This is a genomic window from Runella limosa DSM 17973 (assembly GCF_000482465.1).
Classification (GTDB): domain Bacteria; phylum Bacteroidota; class Bacteroidia; order Cytophagales; family Spirosomataceae; genus Runella; species Runella limosa.
In genome coordinates this window covers 38,589-61,726 of the sequence record NZ_AXVJ01000055.1, presented here as the reverse complement: position 1 = coordinate 61,726, position 23,138 = coordinate 38,589, and the positions used below count along the sequence as shown (strand labels likewise).

The 23,138-nt window shown below is 46.9% G+C and carries 15 protein-coding genes; 4 read left to right on the top strand and 11 right to left on the bottom strand.

The features are described 5' to 3' along the window. Nucleotides 1–219: 219 nt before the first annotated feature. Nucleotides 220–1,341: a sensor histidine kinase gene (locus K339_RS0105425; protein ID WP_028522707.1), complete on the top strand. Its 1,122-nt coding sequence runs from the start codon at nucleotides 220–222 to the stop codon at nucleotides 1,339–1,341. Then, entirely contained in the window at nucleotides 1,316–2,074 is a 759-nt protein-coding gene (locus K339_RS0105420) for a LytR/AlgR family response regulator transcription factor (RefSeq protein WP_028522706.1), read from the top strand. The genes K339_RS0105425 and K339_RS0105420 overlap by 26 nt, the downstream gene beginning before the upstream one ends. 182 nt (nucleotides 2,075–2,256) lie before the next feature. On the opposite strand, the gene K339_RS0105415 is transcribed toward K339_RS0105420, so the two are convergent. The 3 genes from K339_RS0105415 to K339_RS0105405 all read right to left on the bottom strand — a co-directional run bounded on the left by K339_RS0105415 (nucleotide 2,257) and on the right by K339_RS0105405 (nucleotide 9,697). Then, on the bottom strand, nucleotides 2,257–3,774 hold the full coding sequence (locus K339_RS0105415; RefSeq protein WP_028522705.1) for a RagB/SusD family nutrient uptake outer membrane protein: 1,518 nt from the start codon (nucleotides 3,772–3,774) through the stop codon (nucleotides 2,257–2,259). A 42-nt stretch (nucleotides 3,775–3,816) separates the two neighbouring features. Further along, nucleotides 3,817–6,975, bottom strand: a complete 3,159-nt coding sequence (locus K339_RS0105410; RefSeq protein WP_229598697.1) for a SusC/RagA family TonB-linked outer membrane protein — start codon at nucleotides 6,973–6,975, stop codon at nucleotides 3,817–3,819. A 250-nt stretch (nucleotides 6,976–7,225) separates the two neighbouring features. After that, nucleotides 7,226–9,697, bottom strand: coding sequence for a glycoside hydrolase family 95 protein (locus K339_RS0105405; protein WP_028522703.1), 2,472 nt, complete (start codon nucleotides 9,695–9,697; stop codon nucleotides 7,226–7,228). Between the two features lie 168 nt (nucleotides 9,698–9,865). Between K339_RS0105405 and K339_RS0105400 the strand changes: the two genes are divergently transcribed. After that, a complete protein-coding gene (locus tag K339_RS0105400) occupies nucleotides 9,866–10,738 on the top strand; it encodes an AraC family transcriptional regulator (protein WP_028522702.1) in 873 nt (290 codons plus the stop codon). A gap of 118 nt (nucleotides 10,739–10,856) precedes the next feature. Here the strand turns inward: K339_RS0105400 and K339_RS0105395 are convergent, their stop codons facing one another. From K339_RS0105395 to K339_RS0105365, 6 genes are all read right to left on the bottom strand, one after another. Beyond that, nucleotides 10,857–11,969, bottom strand: a complete 1,113-nt coding sequence (locus tag K339_RS0105395; protein ID WP_028522701.1) for a hypothetical protein — start codon at nucleotides 11,967–11,969, stop codon at nucleotides 10,857–10,859. 15 nt (nucleotides 11,970–11,984) lie between these two features. Then, entirely contained in the window at nucleotides 11,985–12,782 is a 798-nt protein-coding gene (locus K339_RS0105390) for a hypothetical protein (RefSeq protein ID WP_028522700.1), read from the bottom strand. After that, on the bottom strand, nucleotides 12,757–13,314 hold the full coding sequence (locus K339_RS0105385; protein ID WP_028522699.1) for an RNA polymerase sigma factor: 558 nt from the start codon (nucleotides 13,312–13,314) through the stop codon (nucleotides 12,757–12,759). Before K339_RS0105385 ends, K339_RS0105390 begins: the two co-directional genes overlap by 26 nt. Before the next feature lie 143 nt (nucleotides 13,315–13,457). Further along, nucleotides 13,458–14,909 (bottom strand): DUF1501 domain-containing protein, encoded by a 1,452-nt coding sequence (locus K339_RS0105375; protein WP_028522698.1) that lies wholly within the window; start codon nucleotides 14,907–14,909, stop codon nucleotides 13,458–13,460. A 5-nt stretch (nucleotides 14,910–14,914) separates the two neighbouring features. Further along, the gene (locus K339_RS0105370; RefSeq protein WP_028522697.1) at nucleotides 14,915–18,169 is read right to left on the bottom strand and encodes a DUF1553 domain-containing protein; all 3,255 of its coding nucleotides are present in this window, start codon (nucleotides 18,167–18,169) and stop codon (nucleotides 14,915–14,917) included. Nucleotides 18,170–18,171: 2 nt separating this feature from the next. Beyond that, nucleotides 18,172–19,632: a c-type cytochrome domain-containing protein gene (locus K339_RS0105365; RefSeq protein ID WP_229598696.1), complete on the bottom strand. Its 1,461-nt coding sequence runs from the start codon at nucleotides 19,630–19,632 to the stop codon at nucleotides 18,172–18,174. A 479-nt stretch (nucleotides 19,633–20,111) separates the two neighbouring features. Here K339_RS0105365 and K339_RS0105360 point away from each other — a divergent pair, with 479 nt between their 5' ends. Continuing rightward, the gene (locus K339_RS0105360; RefSeq protein ID WP_028522695.1) at nucleotides 20,112–20,990 is read left to right on the top strand and encodes an AraC family transcriptional regulator; all 879 of its coding nucleotides are present in this window, start codon (nucleotides 20,112–20,114) and stop codon (nucleotides 20,988–20,990) included. A gap of 245 nt (nucleotides 20,991–21,235) precedes the next feature. Here K339_RS0105360 and K339_RS0105355 read toward each other — a convergent pair whose 3' ends face one another. Continuing rightward, entirely contained in the window at nucleotides 21,236–22,000 is a 765-nt protein-coding gene (locus tag K339_RS0105355) for a LytR/AlgR family response regulator transcription factor (protein WP_028522694.1), read from the bottom strand. Further along, nucleotides 21,997–23,115, bottom strand: a complete 1,119-nt coding sequence (locus K339_RS0105350) for a sensor histidine kinase (protein ID WP_028522693.1) — start codon at nucleotides 23,113–23,115, stop codon at nucleotides 21,997–21,999. Before K339_RS0105350 ends, K339_RS0105355 begins: the two co-directional genes overlap by 4 nt. Nucleotides 23,116–23,138: the final 23 nt, after the last annotated feature.

Below are 23,138 nucleotides of genomic sequence, written 5' to 3'. Positions count from 1 at the left end.
TTTTTACGAATCAATATACGAACCGCCACAAATTTAACAACTTGTTGAGAAGAGGGACAGTTATTAAACTTTCTTTTTTACAGACACTTAACCAATTCACTGATTGCCAAAAGAATCTGACTTGTATTTTATCGGTAAATTTCCATAAACTGCCGATTATAGCAACCATCATTTTTGTTTTTTAAGTAAGATTGTCCCGTCATACTGTATAAGAAACACATGTTACTCAATCCGAATAGAAAAAACCTACCGCTTGTCATTCATCTTTTGGCATGGTCCCTCATCTCAGGGCTAGTTTTAATGCCTCCCTTTGGTGGACGGCTGGCTGTTCCCGATGAATACTGGGTCAAACAATGGATACTTTTGGTGCTGCTTATCAGTAGTTTTTATTTAAACGCCAAGGTACTCATTCCCAAATTGCTTTTTAAAAACCATACCTTGTGGTACCTTGCCTCCATCGCCGCCGCCGTAATAGCCATTTATTGGACCATCCAGGGTGTGGAATCGTGGTTGAACTTACCTGAGCTTTGGCACAAGGCCGTTCGTCCCGACAAAAAATGGGACGGATTAGCTAGGGGCCGCCGCTTTGACTCATTTACGTTGTTGTACTCGTTGTTGTCGCTAGGAGCAAGTACCAGCTTGACAATGGTTCAAAAATGGCAAAAAGACGCCCGCATCCGCGAACAACTTGAACAAGAAAAAGTGACTTCCGAATTGTCTTTTTTGAAGGCGCAAATCAACCCGCATTTTTTCTTCAATACCCTCAACAATATCTACGCGTTGACGATGCTCGATGTAGAACACGCCCGTGAGGCACTTCATCGGCTTTCGCGCATGATGCGGTATGTGTTGTACGAAACCAAAGAAGGCATGGTAAGCCTGAGCCACGAGATTGCATTTTTACAGGACTACATTCAGCTCATGCAACTGCGCCTGACGGATAAAGTAAAAATAACCTTCGACAAACCCGAGCCTTACCACGATGTGTCGATTGCGCCCATGCTTTTGTTGCCGTTTTTGGAAAATGCCTTCAAACATGGCGTCAGTGCCACACAACCTAGCGAAATTTTTGTAGGTTTGAAACAAGAAGGCGCTACCCTCAGAGTAGAAGTTAGAAATACCCTCTTTTCGGGAAAAGGGCCTACTTTGGACGAGAGCAATGGCATTGGTTTGGTAAATACCCGCCGTCGGTTGGATTTACTTTATCCCAATCGCTATCGCCTCGACATCACCGAGCATACCCCCACCAACGAATACTTGGTGATATTGGTGATTCAAACGCCTAATGTAACGCAATCGCCCCAAACTCCTTCCTATGAACCTAACTTGCATAGCCGTTGATGACGAACCCCTCGCTTTGGGATTGGTCAGTGTATTTATCGAAAAAACGCCTTTTCTGACGTTAGTTGGCAAATACTCCAGTGCCGTAGAAGCACTACAAGGGCTGCATGACCAAAAAGTTGACCTCATTTTTTTGGACATCCAAATGCCTGATTTGACGGGTATCGAGCTTGCTAGGGTTTTGGGACAAGCCCAACAAAATGGCGTTGGCCCGCGCATTATCTTCACGACCGCCTTCAATAATTTTGCCATTGAGGGCTACAAAGTCGATGCCTTAGACTATTTGTTGAAACCTTTCAATTACGAAGAGTTTCTTCGGGCTGCCAACAAAGCCAAGGCGTATTTTGAGTTAATCAACCGCCCCGCACCAGCCCCTGCCGTTGCAGCAGCGCCCGTTGCCGCCGAACCCGAAGAAGATTCGCTCTTTTTGAAGGTTGAATATCAGCTTGTTCGGGTAGCCTTCAAAGATATTTTGTACATCGAAGGGCTAAAGGATTACGTCAAAGTTCACCTTCAGGGAAGCAACAAGCCTATTTTGTCGTTGACGAGCCTAAAAGCTTTGGAAGACAAACTTCCTGCCCGCAAGTTTATGCGGGTGCATCGGTCGTTTATCGTTTCGTTGGATAAAATCGCCAGTCTCACCCGAAATAGCATTCAAATTGGCACGATGACGATTCCCGTCAGCGATCAATACAAAGATGCCTTCAGCGTTTTTTTGAGTAAATGGACGTAGTGCTTTAGAGCTTTGTCAAAGTTTGAAAGAAGACTAAAAAATACCCGTTGAACGGGCGAAAGCAGTACGATAAAAGTTCATCTACCGAGATGATGATTGATTACTGCAAAGTTACGTCAGAGACGTTAAACCACACTGGCCCCGACATGATGTCGGGGCCAGTAATAGTAAACAATCAACAATTAATATCCTGTATTCTGCGTCAAGCTTTTATTTCTATCTACTTCCGACTGAGGGAACGGCAACACGTTGTTTTTCTCCCCAAACACCAAGGTTTGTCCCGCAGGATTTTTTACCGCAGTTAGTCTCGAAGCCATCGCGTTCCAGCGTTTCAAATCAAAATAACGGTGTCCTTCCAAGGCCAATTCCACGCGGCGCTCGTGGCGAATAAACTCCCGCAATGACTCTTTGGTGTTGTATTTTGCTTGGTCAACTGCGGGGAGCTTCACACTCGTCCGAGTGCGAATGGCGTTGAGCGCGTCGTAAATACTCGCATCAGGCCCCGACACTTCGTTTTTGGCTTCGGCGTATGCCAACAATACTTCGGCATAACGCATGTGTACCACGTTCATGTCAGTCAATGGAATCTTGGTTCTATCGTACGGCAATTTCGACAAATCCATGTATTTTTTCTGGGCAAATCCCGTCAGAAGTGGATCGGTATGACTATAATTGGTCGTTTCAGAATCTCCAGGCGCTTTGATTGTCATGCGCAGACGCGGGTCACGGTTGGTGTACGGATTGGCCGCATCGTAGCCAGAACCTGCGTCCGAAATCATTTTCCCGTTCGTCATTTCGTATTCATCCACCAAGTTTTGATAAGGAGCAATGGCGCCGTACCAACCAATTTCCACCAACATTCCTTCGTTTCCTTGGGGGTTGTTAGGGGCCAAATATTTGGTCGAAAACAATATCTCGTTGTTGTTTTGTTGGGTTGTTGTCAAAAAGAGATTGGCATATCCACCTTGATAAATCGAGAACAACTTTGAGTTGATGATTTCGTTGGTGATGGTCGCGGCCTCCGCCCAGTTTTGTTGGTAGAGCCGCACGCGGGCCTTCAAAAATTGCGCACTGGCTTTTACAACGCGTCCCGTGTAAGCCGTGGCGGGCAGTTTTGAAATGGCATAATCCAAGTCTTCCAACACAAAGGTGAGTACTTCCTCTTTGGTGCTTTGTTTGATTTTGGCTTCTTCGGCAGTCTTGGGAGCTACTTTATACAACACGACCCCGCCAAACATTTGTACCAAATCGAAATAGTACATCGCTCGCAAGAACCGTACTTCGGCCGAGTAAATATCTTTGTTGGCTTGCGACACCGCACTGACCGACCCTACATTTTCTAAGAAATAATTACACGCCGCAATTCCCTGATACGGCTGGTTGTAAAGCCCCGAATTGACGTTACTCGGGTTCACAACCCCCAACGTTACGGCCTGATAGCCAAAGTAATTGTGTCGATCGTAGGCATTGTCTGAATAGGCATCAAAAAATGGTTTTCGGTGGCCATAAATCCCATTTTGAAGCGTGCGGTACACCCCCGCCAACGCCATAGTGACGTCGGTTTCGGTTTTCCAGAACGTCGCACCCGAGATGGCATTCAGTGGGTTTTTATCCAAAAAGTCTTTGTCGCAAGAACTCAACGTGCTGAAGCACATCAAAGCTGCGAGGCATTGGGTCATGTATTTTTTATAAAATTTCATTGTTGTCGAACGTTTAAAATGAGTACTAAAGCACGGTATCACCTAAAATTTGATGTTCAATCCTCCCGTAAAAATTTTCAACTGAGGGAATTGCGCAAATCGTCCTGAACCTGCTCTTTCGGGATCGTTTCCTTCGTATTTTGTCCACGTCATTAAGTTATCACCCGAGAAATACACAATCAACCCTTTGGCTCCTACTTTGCTGAGGATGTCTTGATTGAAAGTGTAAGAGAGGTACAAGTTTTTCAAACGCAAATACGACGCATCTTGCAAGAAATAAGTAGAAGTATAACCTGACACCCCTGGGTAGCCCACTTGATACACGGCAGGAACGGTGGTGCTAGGGTTGGTAGGTGACCAAGCGTTTAGGAAGCGCAACGGAGGCGCCGAACCTTGTTGGAATGGCTCGTATCCCCAACCGCTCACTTGGGTCTTGATTCCCTGTACCCCTTGGAAAAACGCCGTTAGGTTAAAGCCTTTCCAGCCTGCATTGAGGTTAAACGAATAGTTGTACGAAGGGAAACGGCTAATGCGTACTCGGTCTTCTGGGCCAACGGTGCCGTTTCCATTCAAGTCTCTGATTTTCAAATCACCTGGCTTGAGCGTACCTGAATTAGGTTGCTTAGGCGAACTGTTGATTTCGTCTTGGCTTTGGAAAATTCCCGCCCACTCATACATAAAGAAGTTGTTGTACGGCTGTCCTATTTCGATTGTCCCTAGGGTCTCGGCCAACAAATTGGTTACTTTGTTGCGATAGCGGTGGAAAAGCACACCCACCCCGTAATTGAACTCATTGATGGTTTTGTTGTGTCTCAATTCCAACTCAATCCCTGTGTTTTGCATTGCTCCTGCATTGACAATAGGCGCGGTAAGTCCTACACTGTTTGGCAAATCTTGGCGCTGCGTGAGGATGTCGCGGGTATCGCGTTTGTACCAGTCGATGGTAGCGCCAAAGAGCCCTTTGAACAAGTCAACGTCTAGCCCAAAATCCAACATCGACGTTTTTTCCCACCGCAAATCTTTGGTCACCAAGCGAGTCAACTGCGCTCCCGTTGTGAGCGAAGAACTCCAAGGATAGGCCGTTAAGTTAAGTACGTCTTGGTAAGGGTAGTTCCCGATTTCTTGGTTTCCAAGCGTACCGTACGAAGCGCGGAGTTTTAGGTTATCAATCCACGACACGTTGTTTTTAATAAAGTTTTCTTCGGAGAGCTTCCATGCACCCGAGCCTCCACCAAAAATCCCCCAACGGTTGTCGATTCCCACGCGCGACGTTCCGTCGTAGCGAATGTTACCTTCGAGGAAATATTTGTTTTTGAAATCATAATTGGCTCTTCCAAACAACGACTGCAAGGCCCATTCGGAAGCACCACCGTTGGTTGTTTGGTTGGTCGGGCCGCTACCGTCAAGCACCATGATGGACGTAGTTGGGAAGTCGTATCTAGCCCCGCCTACGTTTTCGGTGAAATTGTTTTGTTGCTCATAACCCGCCAGTAAGTTCAGGTTATGGTCGGTACCAAATTGGGTGCTGTAATTGAGCGTACTGAAAAACGTTTTCGTAATAGCGCGGGTTTCATTTTGTCGAAGCCCATTGAAATCGGGATTACCGTTGGCCACTTGCACGTAATTTCCTGAGGCATCTGGCTGGTACGCAAACGACTGCGATGGATACTGACGGTTTTTGTATTGTTCATCAAAATACGTAATGGCTCCCTTACTCATCCATTTTAAGTTTTTCAAAATGCTTACTTCAGCAAACGCCTGGGCGTTGACGTTGTACGTTTTGGTGAATTGCCCACCCGTCGCGTACACTTCTTCTACGCTGCGGTTTCCTGTTCCGTTGGTCGTAAAATCGCGGTTAGTCGCTCTTCCACTTCCGTCGGGCAAAAACGGCATCATTGTCGGTGCCGAGGCATAGGCGAGCAGCAACAGGTTGTCGTTGGTCAACCAAGGCGCTTTTGCATCCTGAAACGACAAGTTGATGTTTGTACCAACGCGCACCCGCTTGTGTACTTGCGACGAAAAGTCAATTAACCCGTTGTATCGCTTGTACTTATACCCTTTGGTGATACTTTGTTGGTCTAAGTAATTAAAAGAAGCATTGTAAATCGTCTGTTCGTTTCCACCCGAAAACCCGATGTGGTGATTTTGAATCGGGCCTTTGCCTAGCACATGGTCTAGCCAATTAAAATTGGGGTACTTGTCGCTGTTGGGATTGTTTTTGTACAAATCAATTTGGGCTTGGGTATAAAGCACAGGTTGTCCGCTGCGAAGGCGCGCCGAATTGTACATTTCCATATACGTCGCCGAGTTAGTAATGAGCTCGGGGTATTTCGTAGCTTCACTCACGCCCATGCTTCCGTTGTATTCAATCTGGGTTTTGCCTGCTTTTCCCTTTTTGGTCGTAATCAAAATAACCCCGTTGGCTGCCCTCGCTCCGTAGATAGAAGCCGACGCAGCATCTTTCAGAACGGTCACACTTTCAATGTCTTGCGGCGAAAGGTTCTTGATGGAAGCAATGACCCCATCTACCAAGACCAAAGGAGCTGAAGATGCACCAAACGACCCAAATCCCCTGAGCTGGAAAGAGGCATCGTCGCGGCCTGGCTCGCCCGTACTTTGGATAATGTCCAAACCTGCTACTCGTCCTTGAAGTAAGTTTTGCATGTTAGGCACGGGGCGCTGTGTCAGTTCCACGCCCGATACCGTCGCTACCGACCCCGACAAGTTTACTTTTTTCTGCGTGCCATAACCCACCACTACCACTTCCGAAAGAGCGGAGGCGTCGGCTTGGAGGGTTACATCATAAACGCTTCGGTTATCGGTCAGTACTTCCTGCGAAATATACCCAATGTAACTAAACACCAACGTGGCATTGTTGGCAGCTTGAACACTGTATTTGCCGTTGGCATCGGAGATGGTACCTGTCACCGTGCCCTTTATTTTCACGCTCGTACCTGGCAGAGGCACGCCGCTGGCGTCAAAGACCGTCCCTGAGATTTGTCGGTTTTGTGCAAAAGCCCCTTGCACCATGCCTGCCAACAACACCAGCAGTGCCAATACACTGGCCTTAAAGCCAATGCGTAACCGACGTGTTAGGGTGAAAAAATTTTGTTTGTTACTGTCTTGCGTTGCGTACATCACCCGTTTTTGGGGCAAAGGGGTGCCTGTACTCCTTTCAAAAGGCGTAGAATGAATTGCCATAAGTTAAAATGATTAAAGGTTAAAAATTGGTAAAAGAACAGATGTTAGGGTTGTTTTGCATAGGAAGATTCGGCGAAATGGTTAGACAAATTTAAGACTCACGGGGGAGCGAAAGAATGGAGAAAACCGTAAAATATTTGTACAAATCCGACTTATTTATAGCCTGTTTTTCGTATTTTAGGCATAGTGATAGCAAAAGAGTTGCTATTTGCCATCATAGCAACTCCTTATTTTTTTAATGCTTCGAGCCTTATTTTACAGTCAGTAAATAGGTTTTATTTTTTTGCGTTTTTAATTGCAAAACGTACCCATCGGCCGTCTTTACGGAAGTGGTATTTGTTCCTTGGACAGTCACGGGTTTATGGGTGAGAAGGCGCAATTCTTCGCCGTTTATTGACTTCACTTGGGCTTGGGTCAGGGTATTTTTTTCCCATTGCATCGACACTCCAAACCCTCCGCGCCCACGCAAACCACTGACCTTGCCCGATGGCCAATTGGTAGGTATCGCAGGCAATAAGTGCAGTTTATCTTGGTGACTTTGGAGGAGCATTTCGGCCATACCTGCCGTTCCTGCAAAGTTCCCATCTATCTGAAAAGGTGGGTGAGCGTCGAATAAGTTAGGGTACGTTCCTCCGCCACGGCTCATGATGGTTCCTGTTTCGTTGGTATATTTCAACAACTCCCGAATGAGGGTGTAAGCGTGATTACCGTCCAGCAATCGGGTCCAAAAGTTGATTTTCCAACCTTTGCTCCAGCCCGTTCCTTCATCACCTCGTAGTTCCAAGGTCTTTTTGGCCGCATTAAAAAAGGCAGGTGTTTCTTTCGTAATCTGACGCCCTGGGTGCAAACCAAACAAGTGCGAAACGTGGCGGTGGCGTGGGTCGGTTTCGGGAAAATCTTTCGACCATTCCAACAATTGACCTTTGCCGCCAATTTGCAACGGCAACAGCTTGTTTCGTTTGGCAATCAGCAACTCTCTAAATTCTTTGTCTTGGCCCAACACCGTCGAAGCATCAATGAGATTGGTAAACAAATCCCAGATAATCGACATGTCCATCGTGGTCGCTACCGATACGCCTTGCTGCTTGCCCGCCGCGTCAAAAAACTTATTTTCAGGCGTGGTTGATGGGGCCGTTACGAGGTAGCCATCTTTGTTTGTCACCAACCAATCGAGGGTAAAGAGCGCGGCTTCTTTCATTACAGGGTAGGCTTTTTGGGCCAAAAACGTTTTGTCGCCCGTAAACCGATAATGTTCCCACAAATGTTGGCACAACCAGTTGCCACCCATATACCAGTTGGCCCACACGGGGTCACCCGCACCTACGTCGCCTACGGCATTGCTCAACGCCCAAATGTCGGAGTTGTGGTGCGCTACCCATCCTTTGGCGCGGTAATAATCGTGGGCTGTTTCGTGACCCGTTTTGGCCAAATGCTGAATCCAATCAAGCAGTGGTTGGTGCATTTCCGAAAGGTTGGTCACTTCGGCAGGCCAGTAGTTCATTTCGGTATTGATATTGATGGTATAATTGGAACTCCACGGGGCACGAAGCTCTTTGTTCCAGATTCCTTGCAAGTTGGCAGGCGGCCCACCTGGGCGCGACGACGAAATCAACAAATAACGACCGTACTGAAAATAAAGCACTTCCAAATCAGGATTGTAACGGCCTGCCGTATATGCTTTTAGCTGTTCGTCGGTTGGGACAGGGGTTGTATTGGCATTCAGGGTATCTTTAATCGTCAGTTGACAACGGTTAAAATACGATTGATATTCGCCCTGGTGCTGTTTCAATAAGGTCGCGTATGGCTGCGCGATGGCTTTGGTAAGGAAACCAGCCGCCAGTTGTTTTTCGTCCTTCCCGTCTTTATCGGGGCATTTGTCGTACCCATTGAAACTGGTAGCAGCCACAATGTACAAAACTACTTCGCTGGCCTTCTCAATGTGGATACCTGCGGTGTCAGTTTTTACCGAACCGTCTTTGGCAACCGCTTTGATTCGGTACTGAAAACGCATTCCATTGCAGCCTTCGGTATCTTCGTAAATGACTGGTTGACGGTCTTTGGGGTTATAATAGGATGGGTCCACTTTCGCAGGAGCTTTGCCATTAACGACCAGTTCGGTGTTACTCAACGGTTGTTTTTCAATCCGTAGTTTGGAACGCGTACTAATGTCAAGGTTGAGTTGCTTCGACTTATCGGCACTCAAACGTACCACAAATACATTGGCAGGTGCCGAAACGAAACCTTCCCGAACGTAAGTAACTCCGTCAAGCGTGAAACGGGTAGTGGAAACGGCTTTTGAAATGTCAAGGTCGCGGTAATAGGCAGTTGGCGTGCCATTTGCCAAACGGTGTTTAATCATCAAATCGGCCAACGGCAAGTACGACTCCGTATAAAACCCTTGCATTTTTTTGGTGAGTTCGTTGGCCTTTGAATAATCTTCTTTTTCCAACAACGCCTCGCGAATCGCACTGAGGTACTGGTGCGATTCGGGGTTGACGTTCTTTTTGAGCGGCCCACCCGACCACAGCGTTGATTCGTTCAACTGTATCAATTCTTCATTGACACCGCCAAACACCATCGCCCCAATGCGACCATTGCCCAATGGCAATGCTTCCACCCACCGTTCGGCGGGCTTGGCATACCATAGTTTTTGGCTCGATTGGCCAAAGGTTTGAAAATAACATAAAAAGAGGAAGGCAAAAGATTTCAATAAGTGCTTCATAATGCGTGTAGAGACTTATAGAGTTAGGGCTATGATTAGAAATAGAACTATTGGTTTTACAAAGTACGTGTATTTCTAATCCAGTATAAATTTGGAAATTATCAAGATTATAAGTTATTTTAACTACAAAACAGACATAAATGAGTATTTTCTGCTAACTTTTCTACTATGAAGCCACAGCTTTTACAGGTTGCGATTAGTCCTAATCGCTCCTTTAGCCTTCGTCGCGACACGATTCCAAACATCAACAACCGTTGGCATTGCCATAAAGAAGTAGAATTGGTTTGGTTTCGCCGAGGCAGCGGAACGCAGTTTATTGGCGACAGTATCCGACGCTTCAAACCTGGAGATGTAGTGCTGGTGGGGGCTAATTTGCCACATTACTGGCACTTTGACCACGAAGAGAAAGTTAATTGCCCCAAGGGTAGTGAGTTTTATTCTTCAGTGATTCATTTTACCGAAGATTTCTGGGGAAGCCAATTTCTACAACTCCCCGAGAATAAAATGCTGAAAAATGTGCTTGAGAAAGCCAAAAGGGGTATCTCGTTTTCGGAAGAATTGAGCCAACAAATGGCCCAACAAATAGAAGTCATTTTCTCCACGGAAGGCACCTACCAACTCATCGCTCTGATTCAGTGTTTGTTATTGGCACAACACTGCGACGAGAATGACCTATTATCTTCCCTTAGTTTTCAATACGACGCCTCCGACCTTGAAAATGAACGACTGCACGGTATTTATAAATATACCCTCCAGAACTTTCATAACAAGATAAAACTGCAAGAAATTGCGTCGCTGGCGGGGCTCACGCCTAACTCTTTTTGCCGCTATTTTAAACACCGAACGGGCAAATCGTACTCTCAATTTTTGCTCGAAATACGGGTAGGAAATGCCTGTAAGTTGCTCATTAACACGCCCATGACCATCAAGCAAATTTGTTTTGAAAGTGGTTTCAACAACTTCACTTGTTTCTATAAGCAGTTCAAAGCCATTACAGGCATGAGTCCCTTTTCGTACCAAAAAGCCCACGCAGAACGGTAGAGGGAATGACGAGGGACGAATGACGTATTTAGGCGAGTCCTACGGACTCGCTGGACTCGCTGGTCCCAATTTAAAATTGGGACCCACACGGCCCAGCGTCTCCGACGCAAATCTGGAACTAACGTCCAATTTTTACGCCAAAATTGATAAAGCCGAGTGTACCACTTTGCTGATTGTAGTATTGGGCATTGCTGGTGGCGAACCTAGTTAAGCTAGGTGTAATTTGGGTAAATGAAGGCGTATAATTAAAAAAGAGCGACACACTTCGGTAACCCACTTCTGCCATGTAAGTGAAGTTTTTTAGGCCGCCCTCTTTGACAGCATAATACATATCTCTAGAAGCAATAACGGGGCCGCTAGTGGCCGTAACCCGACTTCCCAAAACTCCATCTGAATCTATGGAGTATCCACCCCAGCCACTCATCATACTGCCAGCATCCAATGGCTGTTTCATCCTACTAACATTGTAACGAACCCCTACACCCAACGAGAAAGTTTCTTTTCCTTTTTTGTTTTTGAGGAACACTTTTGGCATTAATTGAAAATTATAACTGAACGCGCGCACATCAGTTTGCTGGGGCATAAGCATCAACGTATTGCGGTAATAATCGTATTTGGCAGAAGATATTCGATTGTCAGAGAACATTTCTGGTTCCATTTTTTCAACATTGGAATATTGGTACCTCAGCCCCAACGCTTCTATCCCTACTCCGTACCTAAATTTCATTCCCATTCGTTTTCCATTCCACCAATAAGCGTCGTGTACCAAACTCACCCCTACCACCGAACGGGTTCGTAACCAAAGCGAATTAAAAACCGTATATCTTTTGCTCGGTGGGTTGTCCATAAAAACTGAAGGGTCATTGAGTCTAAAGTATTCGTACCGACCAATGGGCTGGTTGAAAAAAGTGTAACTACCCATTCCCAAATGCAAATTAAAAAACGTGTTTTTCTTATACTCTTGCCAGTATTGCTGCCATTTGGGAAGTGGTTTGACCGTTGCACGATAAGGCGCCGAACTCAGCTGAATGTGCCCCAAAGTAGAGTCCTTGGTTTGATTCAGGTCACGCAGGAGCTTGTTCAAGTCCAAACGCTCTAATTTTTGTAAATCTGCGGGTGTTTTCCCGTAAAAAATAACACGGCTCGCGGAACCCGCATTCACAATGAGAGAGTCGGCAGCGAAGGTCAGGTGCGTAGCTGCCAAAAGGCTAAATAGAACGATTGTTTTCATGGTTGTAATAGATTATTATTTGGATCCTGGAACGACAAGGCTGTGCGCCATCAACGACCACACGCCTTTGCCAGCGCGACGATCTAAGGCTCTTAAATCAAATTTTCGCTCCGTACGAAAACGGCGAGTTTCTCGGCTAAACCGCTCTAAAAACGAGGTTTTTAACAAATCATTGACCGAAGGTTTTTCGGGCAATTCGGGTAAATCAATATCGACAATGAGCACCCGTTCTTTGGGTTTGACCTCCCCCCCTGAATCTCCGTCTTCTTTCAGCACAAGGGGACTTTTTTGGGCTTCGCCTTCTTCCTTTTGGGCACGGGAAAACGCTTCACCCTTCTCCAACAAAGAGAGAGACGGGGGTGAGGTGATTACATCGGTTTGAACAGCAACCTCTACAAGCCTACTTGAATCCGCTGGCTCAACGGCCCAAGTATCCTCCACAACTAACTGTCTTTCAATGTATCCGTAGCTTTTATTTTTCTTCAAAAAAGCCTTATTCCGTTGAGTGGCTGCTACTTTTAATGGCTCTACGGGAGGATTAGAAAGACTAGGTTGCGGAGTAATTTTGGTCAAGCTTGGAGGTAATTGGGTCGAAGAATGGGGATTTAACAACCATTTACCCAACAATACTATCCCAATGAAAGCAGCAGCCACCGCCGCCCATCTACCAAAAGCAAAACCACGGCGGGGCGAATTTCGCGTTTCGATACGCTCCCACACGGCATTTTTATCCCAGTCGAGGGGGGCAAAATCTTGCGGCGTTTCTTCGGCGAGCGTATCTCGGATTTTATCGAATAGTTTTTGATTGTGCATAGTCTTTCTCTAATTCAATGACCTTTTTTTGCAGCAATGACTTGGCTTTACTCAACTGAGATTTGGATGTTCCTTCCGAGATGTTCAGCATTTTAGCAATCTCGGCATGGCTGTAGCCTTCGATTTCGTACAGGTTAAAAACCGTTCGGTAGCCAACGGGAAGCTGCGAAACGATTTCCCAAATTTGCGCGGCCGAAAGCTTCTCAATGGTGTTGTCACTAATGGCTTCAATTTCAAACTCAGAATCGGACAACAAGTGAAAATTGGCGCGCTTACGAAGCGATTTCAACGCCTCATTGACCGTGATACGTTTCAACCAAGCTTCAAAAAATGGCACGCTCTGAAAAGTCGCCTTGGCCATATTTTCAAAAGCCAAGCAAAACGCTTCCGAAACTACATCTTCTGCATCGGTTCGCTCCCGCAAGTACCTAAAAGCCAAGCGATAAATAACCGTTGCATAGCCTTCAAAAAGTTGTTTTTGAGCGACTTTATCGTGGTGCTGTGCTTTTTGTATGGTAGCAAGTGTGATCAAATGGCGTGAATTTTGGGCTTATAATAAAAAACGCAGGCGAAAGGTTGCCTGCGTTTTCAAAAAAATATAAAAGTTTTTTCCCGCGCGCGCTGGTCCCAATTTCCAATTGGGACCCACACGGCCCAGCGTCTCCGACGCAACCATCAACTCAAAATTCCCTTCACCAACTTCCCGTGTACATCCGTAAGTCGGAAACGGCGGCCTTGGTATTTATAGGTCAGCTGCTCGTGGTCAACGCCCATCAAATGCAGCAAAGTCGCCTGAAAATCATGGACGTGGACGGGGTCTTTAACGATGTTATAGCTAAAATCATCAGTTTGTCCGTACGAAAACCCTGACTTCACGCCAGCCCCTGCCATCCACATCGTAAAGCAGCGCGGGTGGTGGTCACGACCGTAATCGTTGGCCGCTAATTTTCCTTGGGAATACACCGTACGTCCAAATTCGCCCCCCCAAACGACCAACGTATCTTCGAGCAAGCCTCGGCGCTTGAGGTCAATCAACAACCCTGCCGTGGCTTGGTCAATTTGTTTGCACTGCTTGGCCATGCCTTTGGGCAATGAACCGTGGTGATCCCACCCTTGGTGATAGAGCTGCACAAAACGAACATCTTTTTCCAGTAACTTACGCGCCAGCAGACAGTTGGCCGCATAGCTTCCCTTGTCACGGCTGCCAGGGCCGTACAGGTCAAATACCTCGTCGGGTTCTTGGCTGGTATCCATCACTTCAGGCACGGAAGTCTGCATCCGATACGCCATTTCGTACTGCGCAATGCGGGCGTTCACTTCGGGATCGCCCCACGTATCGTTTTGCAAGCGGTTGAGTTGACTCAAATACCCCAACATCTGCTCGCGGTCGTTTCCGTCGTAACCTTCGGGGTTGTTGAGGAACAACACGGGGTCTTTGCCCGACCGAAACTGTACGCCTTGGTATTCCGACGGCAGAAAGCCATTGCCCCACAGTCGCGCGTACAAAGGCTGGTCTTTGGAAGCATCTTTTGAAACCAACACAATAAACGACGGTAAATTCTGATTTTCAGACCCTAATCCGTAGCTTACCCACGACCCAATCGAAGGTCGCCCAGGCAGTTGATGCCCCGTTTGGAAAAACGTAATAGCAGGGTCATGGTTGATTTGTTCGGTGTAAACCGACTTTATCAAGCACAGGTCATCCACCACCTGCGCCGTGTAAGGCAGCAACTCACTGACCCATGTGCGCGTGGTGCCGTGCTGTTTGAATCCATATACACTCGGCGCAATCGGCAGCGACGCTTGGTTGGCGCTCATGCCCGTCAGGCGTTGCCCCTTCCGAACCGAATCGGGCAAGGCCGCCCCCAGCATCGACTGCAATTTGGGTTTATAATCAAAGGTTTCAAACTGCGAAGGCCCGCCTGCCATAAACAAGTAAACCACCCGTTTGGCTTTGGGCAAAATCGGCGTTGCCCCAAAACTTGGCGTTCCTAACAAGCTACCCAGCGCCATCGCTCCCAAACCTGACGCCGTTCTTTTTAAAAAATCGCGACGGTCGAGTTGTTGGTTCAAGCCCGAAAATTCGGGGGTATGCAATCGAAAAGGTTCATCGTGATGCGGTGTCATGGGCATTAGCGTTTGGTGATGGTAGCATCGGAATTTAAAATGGTATTGGCCACGACGGCGTAGGCTGCCACTTGGGCAGGCTCGAGCGTGGTATCTATTTTTTTCAAGCCTGTTTTTAACCAACCTTTGGTTTTGGTAGAATTGGCTCTAAAGGTTTCGTATTGCGTTGTGTATAATTTATCCAACAACTTCACTTCATTTTCGTTGGGTCTTTTTCCCGTCAACTGTCGGTACGCCCATTCAATCGCTTCGGAAGCCTGTTTTTGGCGAGCCATTTGCTCACCCATCACCCGTGAGGCTTCCACGTAGGTAGGGTCGTTGAGCGTGACCAAGGCTTGCAATGGCGTGTTGGTGCGTTGTCGGCGAACGATGCAACTGCTCCGCGTGGGGGCATCAAACGTCCCCAACGTTGGGTTAGGAACGGAGCGTTTGACAATCACGTACAAACTTCGGCGATAAATGGCATCGGTGGTATCCATTTTGTAGGTCATGCTATTGATTTCCCACAAGCCATCGGGCTGGTACGGTTTTACACTTTTACCCCCAACTTTATTATTCAACAACCCACTGGCTACCAAAGCGTTGTCACGTAGCATTTCAGCCGTTAAGCGGGTCGCAGGGCCTCGTGCCAATAAGCGATTTTCGGGGTCACGCTCGCGCAATTCAGCGGACGTCCGCGAATCTTGGCGGTACGTTGCCGACATCACCATCAATTTCACCAACCGTTTCACATCCCAGCCGTACTCCTGACGAAACGTAACCGCCAACCAGTCGAGCAGTTCGGGATGCGAAGGCAGTTCCCCTTGGTTTCCAAAGTCTTCGGTGGTTTTTACTAACCCCGTTCCGAAGAAATTTTGCCAATACCGATTCACCGCTACCCGCGCCGTTAGCGGATGATTGGCGTCGGTCAACCACTGCGCCAAGCCAAGGCGGTTTTTGGGTAAAGTGGCAGAAAAAGGCAACACCGACGCTGGCGTAGCTGGAAACACTTCGGCGCCAGGCGCGTCGTATTGGCCGCGTTGCAGCAAGTACGAGCGTTTAGGGGTTGGCATTTCTTGCATGACCATGATTTCGGCAATGTGACGCGTGGAATCGCTGAAAGCCGTTCGTTGTTGTTGGAGAACCGCCCGTTCGGCAGCTACTGCCGCATCAACGGCCGACACATAATAGTCTTTCAGCACTGCCCGTTCTTCTTGCGACAGCGAGGCAACAGGTTTATCCACAATGGCTTGCCACGTAGCTTTGTTGGCCAAAATCTCTATTTCAAATGGCGTCAGCGTTCGGTTATAAACCACGACGTCGTCCACTTTTCCCCCTTTAAAACCCAAACCACGCCACCAGCCACCGATTTGTAGCCCCGTTTCGTTTTTGGCATCGTAAAAAATAATGTCTTTGTACAACTGGTCCATCACCGTTTCCATCGCCAGTTCAGTCCCGTCCATGAACAATTTAAAACCATTGGCTTTGGACGAACCGTCGTACGTCATGGTCAACTGCACCCAGCGCTCACGCGGAATGGGTTGATTGCTTTGCCGCGTGATGGCATTGGACGGCGCCGTGTGCGCCATGCAGATTTCGAAGCGGTTGTTTTTGGCGTGCAAATGAAATCCTTTGAAATTGTACAATCGCTCGGCATTGCTTTTGTGAAAAATCACTCCTTCTTTAAAATCTTTGGGAAACCACGCCCAAATCCCGACGGAAAAAGGGTCAGACTTACGAAAAACGCCGACAGGACGCAAGTCGGCGTACGAATCGCCGTTGAGTTCCAGTACTTGACCGCGGGCGGTTTTAGAAAAAACAGGCTTGTCGGCATCGCCCGCGTCGCGTTTCATTTTTCCTTTGTGCGAAGGATTCACGGTATTTCTCAACGAATCTTCAAAGGTGAAAAAACCTTGTAATCCTACCTGCGGCACGGCTTGGGTTTTGAGTTTTTGTGGCTCTCCCGTTCCCAACCACGTCTGAAAAGAAGCGTCGGAAGCATCCACGGTTTTGGCCAATTTGGTTTCCTGCTCTTTCATCGACGACTGCATAAAACGGATTAACTCTTCTTGCTTTTCGGTCGGCAGCAGCAGTGTAGGCGTGGGTAAGTCGTCGTTCCAAGAAATCTGCCCCGCTTCTCGCACATTGTTGAAAAAGCTGTAAAGTTCATAGTAGTTTTTCTGAGAAATGGGGTCGTATTTATGGTCGTGGCAACGCGCGCAGCCCAGCGACAAAGCCATAAACGCATCACCAAAGGTATTGGCTCGGTCCATGACGTATTCCGTTTGAAACTCTTCTTCGACAATCCCACCTTCCATGTTTTGTTGGTGGTTTCGATTGAAAGCCGTCGCAATCAGCATGTCGCGACTTGGGGTATTGCCCGTAGGCCCTTTCATCAAATCGCCCGCCAATTGCTGGTGTATAAACGCATCGTAGCGCATGTTTTGGTTAAACGCATTGATGACCCAGTCGCGGTAAGGCGACATATCACGCAACCGATCAACGGTATAGCCGTGGGAGTCGGCATAGCGGGCAACATCCAGCCAATCGGTGGCCATTCGTTCCCCAAAATGCGGCGACGCCAGCAACCTATCGACTTGTTTTTCGTAGGCATTGGGGCTTTTATCAGCCAAAAAAGCGTCGATTTCGGCAGTTGTCGGCGGCAACCCTGTTACATCCAACGACAAACGCCGCAGCAACAGCTCCTTAGGCGCTTCGACTGAGGGCGTTAGCCCTTCACGCACCAAACGCTGTCCAACAAAATAATCAATTTCATTCACGGGCGAGTAGCCACTCAACCCGTTCAGCGTCGGTACGGCTTTCTTCTCGGGCTTTACAAACGCCCAATGCGGCTTATACACCGCTCCCGTTTTTACCCATTTCAAAAGAATGGCTTTTTCTTCGGCAGTCAGCGTGAGGTGCGACTGCGGCGTGGGCATTTGGTAGTCGGGGTCATTGGATAAAATACGGTGTACCAACTCACTTTTTGCCAAATTACCAGGTTTGACGGCTACTTTACCAGGATTTTCGGGCAAAGAACCGTAGGCGGCTTGGGCCACATCGAGGCGTAGCCCCGCCTTTTGTTTGGCTTTGTCGGGGCCGTGACAGGCAAAACATTTATCCGAAAGCACAGGCTTTACGTGTTGGTTATAATCCAGTTCGGCGGGGAGTTTGTCATAGGCACTCGCCACCTCCTCGGGCACTTTTACCCCGTCAATGGTTTTGGTAGTGGGGAACCAGAAAGGTACGCTGGCAAAGAAAAAAAGGAGTAACCTCATCATAACTATGATTGCGTTTTCGTGGTTTTATTGGTATCGGGCAACGTGAATCGTTGCTGTCCATCTTCTATTTTCAACGTTGGTTTGGCGCGTTTAAGCCGTTCAATTCCTTGCGAAGTTACCTTGGTTTTCCACAAATAGACTACTTTCAATTGTGGATAAGTCGCTAACTGTTGAATACCTTCGTCGGTCACGGCCGTACCGTATAAATTTAGCTGCTCCAATTTCGGCAATTGCTTCAATTCAGCCAACGCCGCATCCGTGATTTGCGTATTTTCGAGGTTGAGTCGATTGAGATTCGTCAAAGCACTCAAGGGCTTTAATTCTTCGTCGCGTACGGGCTGGTTGGTAAGACGCAGACGCACCAGCTGATTTTTTACCCGCTCCAATTCGGTCAATAACGCAGGCTGATACGACTTTACATTCACAAAATTGGCTGAGACATAACCCGCCCCTTGTTGAACAGGCACCACGGTAATCTGTCGTTGCTGAAAATAAGCCACCGTCGAAGCATCGGGAGCTTGGGTTGCTTTGGACAAAATTGTTTGTTCGACACTGACCGAAGTCGGAGCAGGTGGCGCGGCACTATCTGCGGAAGGCATAGGAAAGGTAAGCGGCAAAATCGCCGTTGCTTCCACCTCCGTAGGCTGTTGGGGAGTCAGTACTTCTACTTCTTCCTTAAACGATGCCCCTTTTTTAATCCAATGATGTAAAATCGCTACTTCTTGGCTGGTCAGTTGGCGCTTCCCCTTGGGCGGCATGTGCATTTCGTCGTCGTGCGGCAGCAGCAGGTAACTAAACAGCTTGCTTTTCTGCGGATTTCCCGCCACCAATACTCCCCCGTTTTTTCCTCCTTTTTGAATAAAAGCCTCAGTATCGAGCCGCAGCCCTCCCTTCTTTTTCTTGGCCGAATGACAACTGTAACAGTTCTTTTCTAGGATCGGCACCACTTGGTCGCGGTAAAAAAATGTGCGCCGTACTTGGGGCTGATTGGCCGCCACCAACGAATCTTGTTTTATTACCTCAGGTACTAAAACTGCCGCCGTTGTATCAGATGCCTCCGTAGGTCGATTCCCAAACGACAAGTAGCCTTCGCCGTGCGTGAGGTTTCCGCCGTAATGCCCCGCAACGGTCAACAAAATCACCGTTGCCGACGCCAATAGCCAGCGGTATTTTGCAAAAGCGTAGGTCAAAAAACTCAACGCCGCCGTCGCCAGCCCCGTCCATTGGTGTACCTGCACGGCCTCCGCTTCGTAGTCGCCCGACTGTGCCAATAGCCAGCCAGCCCCGCACGACAACAATGCAGCTACCGCCCCAGCCAACCATGCCAGCGAAATCGCTTCCGTTACGTCCACTTTTCGGACTTTTTGGTACAACATCAACGCAAACCCGAACAGTAAAATACCGATGGGTAGGTGCACTAAAAGTGGGTGAAAACGGCCTATGTATTCGGCAATGGTCATCATGCAAGTTCTTCTGGTTTAGGATACACAAAAGTAAGGCGAAGTTTGCCTTACAAAAATGAATAAAAGTGTCAGCTATTTGTACAAATCCGACTTTTTCAAAGCCATCCGTGTGCCACAATCGTTGATAATAGCCCACGGATACCATCGATTTAACAAGTTTAGAGGAATGAAAGCATCAATCTTCGGGTACAGTACACATATTTCCAGAATCAAAATTTAGAAATACTGTAATCCTACTCTTTACCAAATAAATATTCCCAACAGAATCTATTTTATGCGAATTAGAGGTTAAAATACCTGATAATTTTGGTAAATTTCAAAGACAAAATTGAATTAAAATACGTTTTCTTTGTAACACTTAAAGCGCCCGACACCCATTATAACGTAGCGTTTTTATAAATAGATAGATAGGTTAAAATCACAAAAAGCTCATTGTTCCTTTTATACATGAGCTTTTTTCTTATCTAATCCATACTACAATGATTGACACACTCTACACCTTAAAATTTAGCCTTTTGCACGTTGGCTACGCCTCGCTAGGCACCGATTGGCAATTTGACGGCGTATTAAGCCCTTTTTCTCGGTTGTATTTTATTACCGAAGGCGAAGCTTGGGTTTACCATAATCAGCAAAAGTACCTGCTAAAGCCTGGGTACATGTATCTGATTCCCAAGTTTTCGGTCAGTCGTTATCATTGCGACACCAACATGGAGCAGTATTATATTTCCTTTTTAGATGATTCCGAATCGGGCCTTTCGGTGTTCGACATGCTGCCGTTTGTCTATGAAACCCAAGCGTCGCATTTTGACAAGGAGCTATTCCAGCGCATATTGGATTTGTACCCAGGCCGCGCCATTCTCAAGAGTGACCCAAAAACCTACGATAACCGCGCGGATTTGCTCAGTTTTAATCAAAAATACCCTCCTACCAACGAGCACCATCTTATCGAAACGCAGGGAATTTTACTTCAATTGGTATCCCGATTTATCCGTCCTACCACTGCCTTCGGCCATACCAGCGAAAAACACCGCCGCAGTGACATTGGTTTTGTGCTTCGGTTCATTCACACGCATTTGGACAAAAAGCTAACGGTAGAACAATTGGCTAATCTTCAAGGACTTAATTGCGATTATTTTTCGCGACAATTCCAAAAGGTCTTGGGAGTTCGCCCGTTGGATTACATCATCAATAAACGGCTAGAACGGGCCAAATTATTGATAACGACATCTTCGCTGTCGTTGCAAGAAATTGCCGACCGAGTAGGTGTATTTGACATCTACTATTTCTCGAAACTGTTTAAAAGTCGTTTTGGAATAGCGCCAAGTCAGTATCGGAAACAGGTTCCTGAGCTCGACTAAAACCGTGACTTTGAAGAATGCTAAAAGCAAGCACGGGGGAAGCAAAGCCTCCCCCGTCGCCCATTCACTCATTCTATCTAAAAAGTCTTTAAGTGCATTTGGAAGTAAAGTCTCCCCTATCGGAGGAGATTTAGAGGGGGCTGCCTAAAAATAGAACGGAGAGCGCGACAGAAAAAATAAAAAAGCACCAATGCCCGTTTTGGGTGCTTAAATGGGGCATCTCAGGTGCTGAAAGCGGCTTTGGTTTATTTGCCCAACCATTCCTTAAAATCAGCAATGCGGTCGCCACTCACAAAGACTTCTTGTTTAAAAGCGGGAGCCAATTCTAGCTTTATTTTACCGCCCGAATACGCATGGGCGACTTGAATCGCCGACAAAGAAACGAGTAGTGAGCGATTGACTCGAAAAAAATCATGCGGATTGAGCAACTGCGTAAGTTTGTCGAGGCTGTAATCGACGCTGAGGCGAAGGTTGTCGTGCGTGGTAAGAATTGTAGCTCGGTCTTCAAACGAAAAATAAGCGATTTCACTCGTTTGGATACTCCTTAATTTTGCCCCCACCGTTACCATAAAACGGTCTTTGTAAGTCACTTGGTTTTGCCCAAAAAGTTGGAGCATTGCATTGAGATTTACTTCAGGAACAAGCGGTTGTCGCAGCAGTTTAAATTTATCAATTGCAGCTTTTAGCTCCTCAAAATCAATGGGTTTCAACAAATAATCAATACTATTGGCTTTAAAAGCCCGCAAGGTATATTCGTGGTAAGCGGTGGTAAAAATGACGGGAATCGTCAGCTGAAGTTTTTCGATAATCCGAAACCCTAAATCGTCTTCCAAGTGGATGTCCAGAAATAACAAGTCGGGCTTGGGATGCTGGGGGTTTTCGAACCAATTAATCGCATTTTTCACCGAGGGAATTTGCGCTAACACCCGAATTTCAGGATCGTAACGATGCAGCAAATGAGCCAACCGCTGGGCCGTCAGTTTTTCATCTTCAATAATTAATACGTTCATGTAAGCAATGGTATGGTGGCCCGAAACACCCCGTCTTTTTGGGTGATCAAAACGGGACTTGAGGTTAGTAATTTGTAACGATTGACGATATTGTTCAGCCCTAAGCCCGTTGAAGGTTCGCTTTGGGGACGGGGCTGGATTGGATTCACCACACTCAAATACGTCTCGTCGCAGTGAATAGAAACCAGCAGCGGCTCTTCGGCCGACATTCGGTTGTGTTTGACGGCGTTTTCAACCAGCAATTGCAGCGTCAGCGGGGCAATCGAATACCGATTCGCGACCGATTCAGGAATGTCAATTTTCACGTTCAGTTTTTCATCAAAACGCATTTTCAACAAAAATAAATACGTTTCGATAAACTCAAGTTCTACCTTTAGGCTAACTCGTTCGTTGTCACTTTGTTCTAAAATATACCGATAGGCTTTTGACAACTGCTGCAAAAACTTCCCTGCCAATTCACTGTCAATTTCTACCAAAGAAGACAAAATACTGAAGTTGTTAAACAAAAAATGAGGGCTTACCTGATTTTTCAAAGCATTAAATTGCGCTTTCACGTTTTCCTTTTCTAATCGCTCGGCTTTTAATTGAATATTCTCAAGTTGTTGATAAGCCCGTCGGTTAGAGGCCAAATAAAAGGCTGATAACATCGCCAAAATGGTCAGGCCCATGTTGGCTTTTTTCTTTTGCTGCTTCGTAAAATGATGCGCAACACTGTTTTCGGGCGAGTGATTTGGGGCAAGACCAAAACGTTGTTCGAGCGAATCTTCGGCAAAACTCCACAAACCCCGAAAGCCGATATTGAACATAATCGCCAACACGGTAGCCATCGAAAACATGGCCAATTGGGCAGGAATTTTGAATTCCATCAGAAACCCCCTCCCAAACCAGCTAAAAAAACGCTGCTGCACCCACTCAATGACGTTAATCCACAGAAAGAAAAACAGCACATTGACCGTCACTTCCATCATCCAAAGCGGTAAGCGTTGTAAAATCGGGACTTGGCTAAGGTCATGAATGTTGATATAGACCCGAATTGGTAAATAAACAACTACCACACTCCAAGCGAGTTGGAGTTGTTGGCGTTTGCTGAGAAAGTCAGAAGGAGCTAGATTCATCAAAGTAAAAATACGGAATTAGC

Coding starts and splice junctions, on each gene's coding strand:
- K339_RS0105425 (WP_028522707.1), top strand. CDS start 220: ATGTTACTCAATCCGAATAGAAAAAACCTACCGCTTGTCATTCATCTT.
- K339_RS0105420 (WP_028522706.1), top strand. CDS start 1,316: ATGAACCTAACTTGCATAGCCGTTGATGACGAACCCCTCGCTTTGGGA.
- K339_RS0105415 (WP_028522705.1), bottom strand. CDS start 3,774: ATGAAATTTTATAAAAAATACATGACCCAATGCCTCGCAGCTTTGATG.
- K339_RS0105410 (WP_229598697.1), bottom strand. CDS start 6,975: ATGGCAATTCATTCTACGCCTTTTGAAAGGAGTACAGGCACCCCTTTG.
- K339_RS0105405 (WP_028522703.1), bottom strand. CDS start 9,697: ATGAAGCACTTATTGAAATCTTTTGCCTTCCTCTTTTTATGTTATTTT.
- K339_RS0105400 (WP_028522702.1), top strand. CDS start 9,866: ATGAAGCCACAGCTTTTACAGGTTGCGATTAGTCCTAATCGCTCCTTT.
- K339_RS0105395 (WP_028522701.1), bottom strand. CDS start 11,969: ATGAAAACAATCGTTCTATTTAGCCTTTTGGCAGCTACGCACCTGACC.
- K339_RS0105390 (WP_028522700.1), bottom strand. CDS start 12,782: ATGCACAATCAAAAACTATTCGATAAAATCCGAGATACGCTCGCCGAA.
- K339_RS0105375 (WP_028522698.1), bottom strand. CDS start 14,909: ATGACACCGCATCACGATGAACCTTTTCGATTGCATACCCCCGAATTT.
- K339_RS0105370 (WP_028522697.1), bottom strand. CDS start 18,169: ATGATGAGGTTACTCCTTTTTTTCTTTGCCAGCGTACCTTTCTGGTTC.
- K339_RS0105365 (WP_229598696.1), bottom strand. CDS start 19,632: ATGATGACCATTGCCGAATACATAGGCCGTTTTCACCCACTTTTAGTG.
- K339_RS0105360 (WP_028522695.1), top strand. CDS start 20,112: ATGATTGACACACTCTACACCTTAAAATTTAGCCTTTTGCACGTTGGC.
- K339_RS0105355 (WP_028522694.1), bottom strand. CDS start 22,000: ATGAACGTATTAATTATTGAAGATGAAAAACTGACGGCCCAGCGGTTG.
- K339_RS0105350 (WP_028522693.1), bottom strand. CDS start 23,115: ATGAATCTAGCTCCTTCTGACTTTCTCAGCAAACGCCAACAACTCCAA.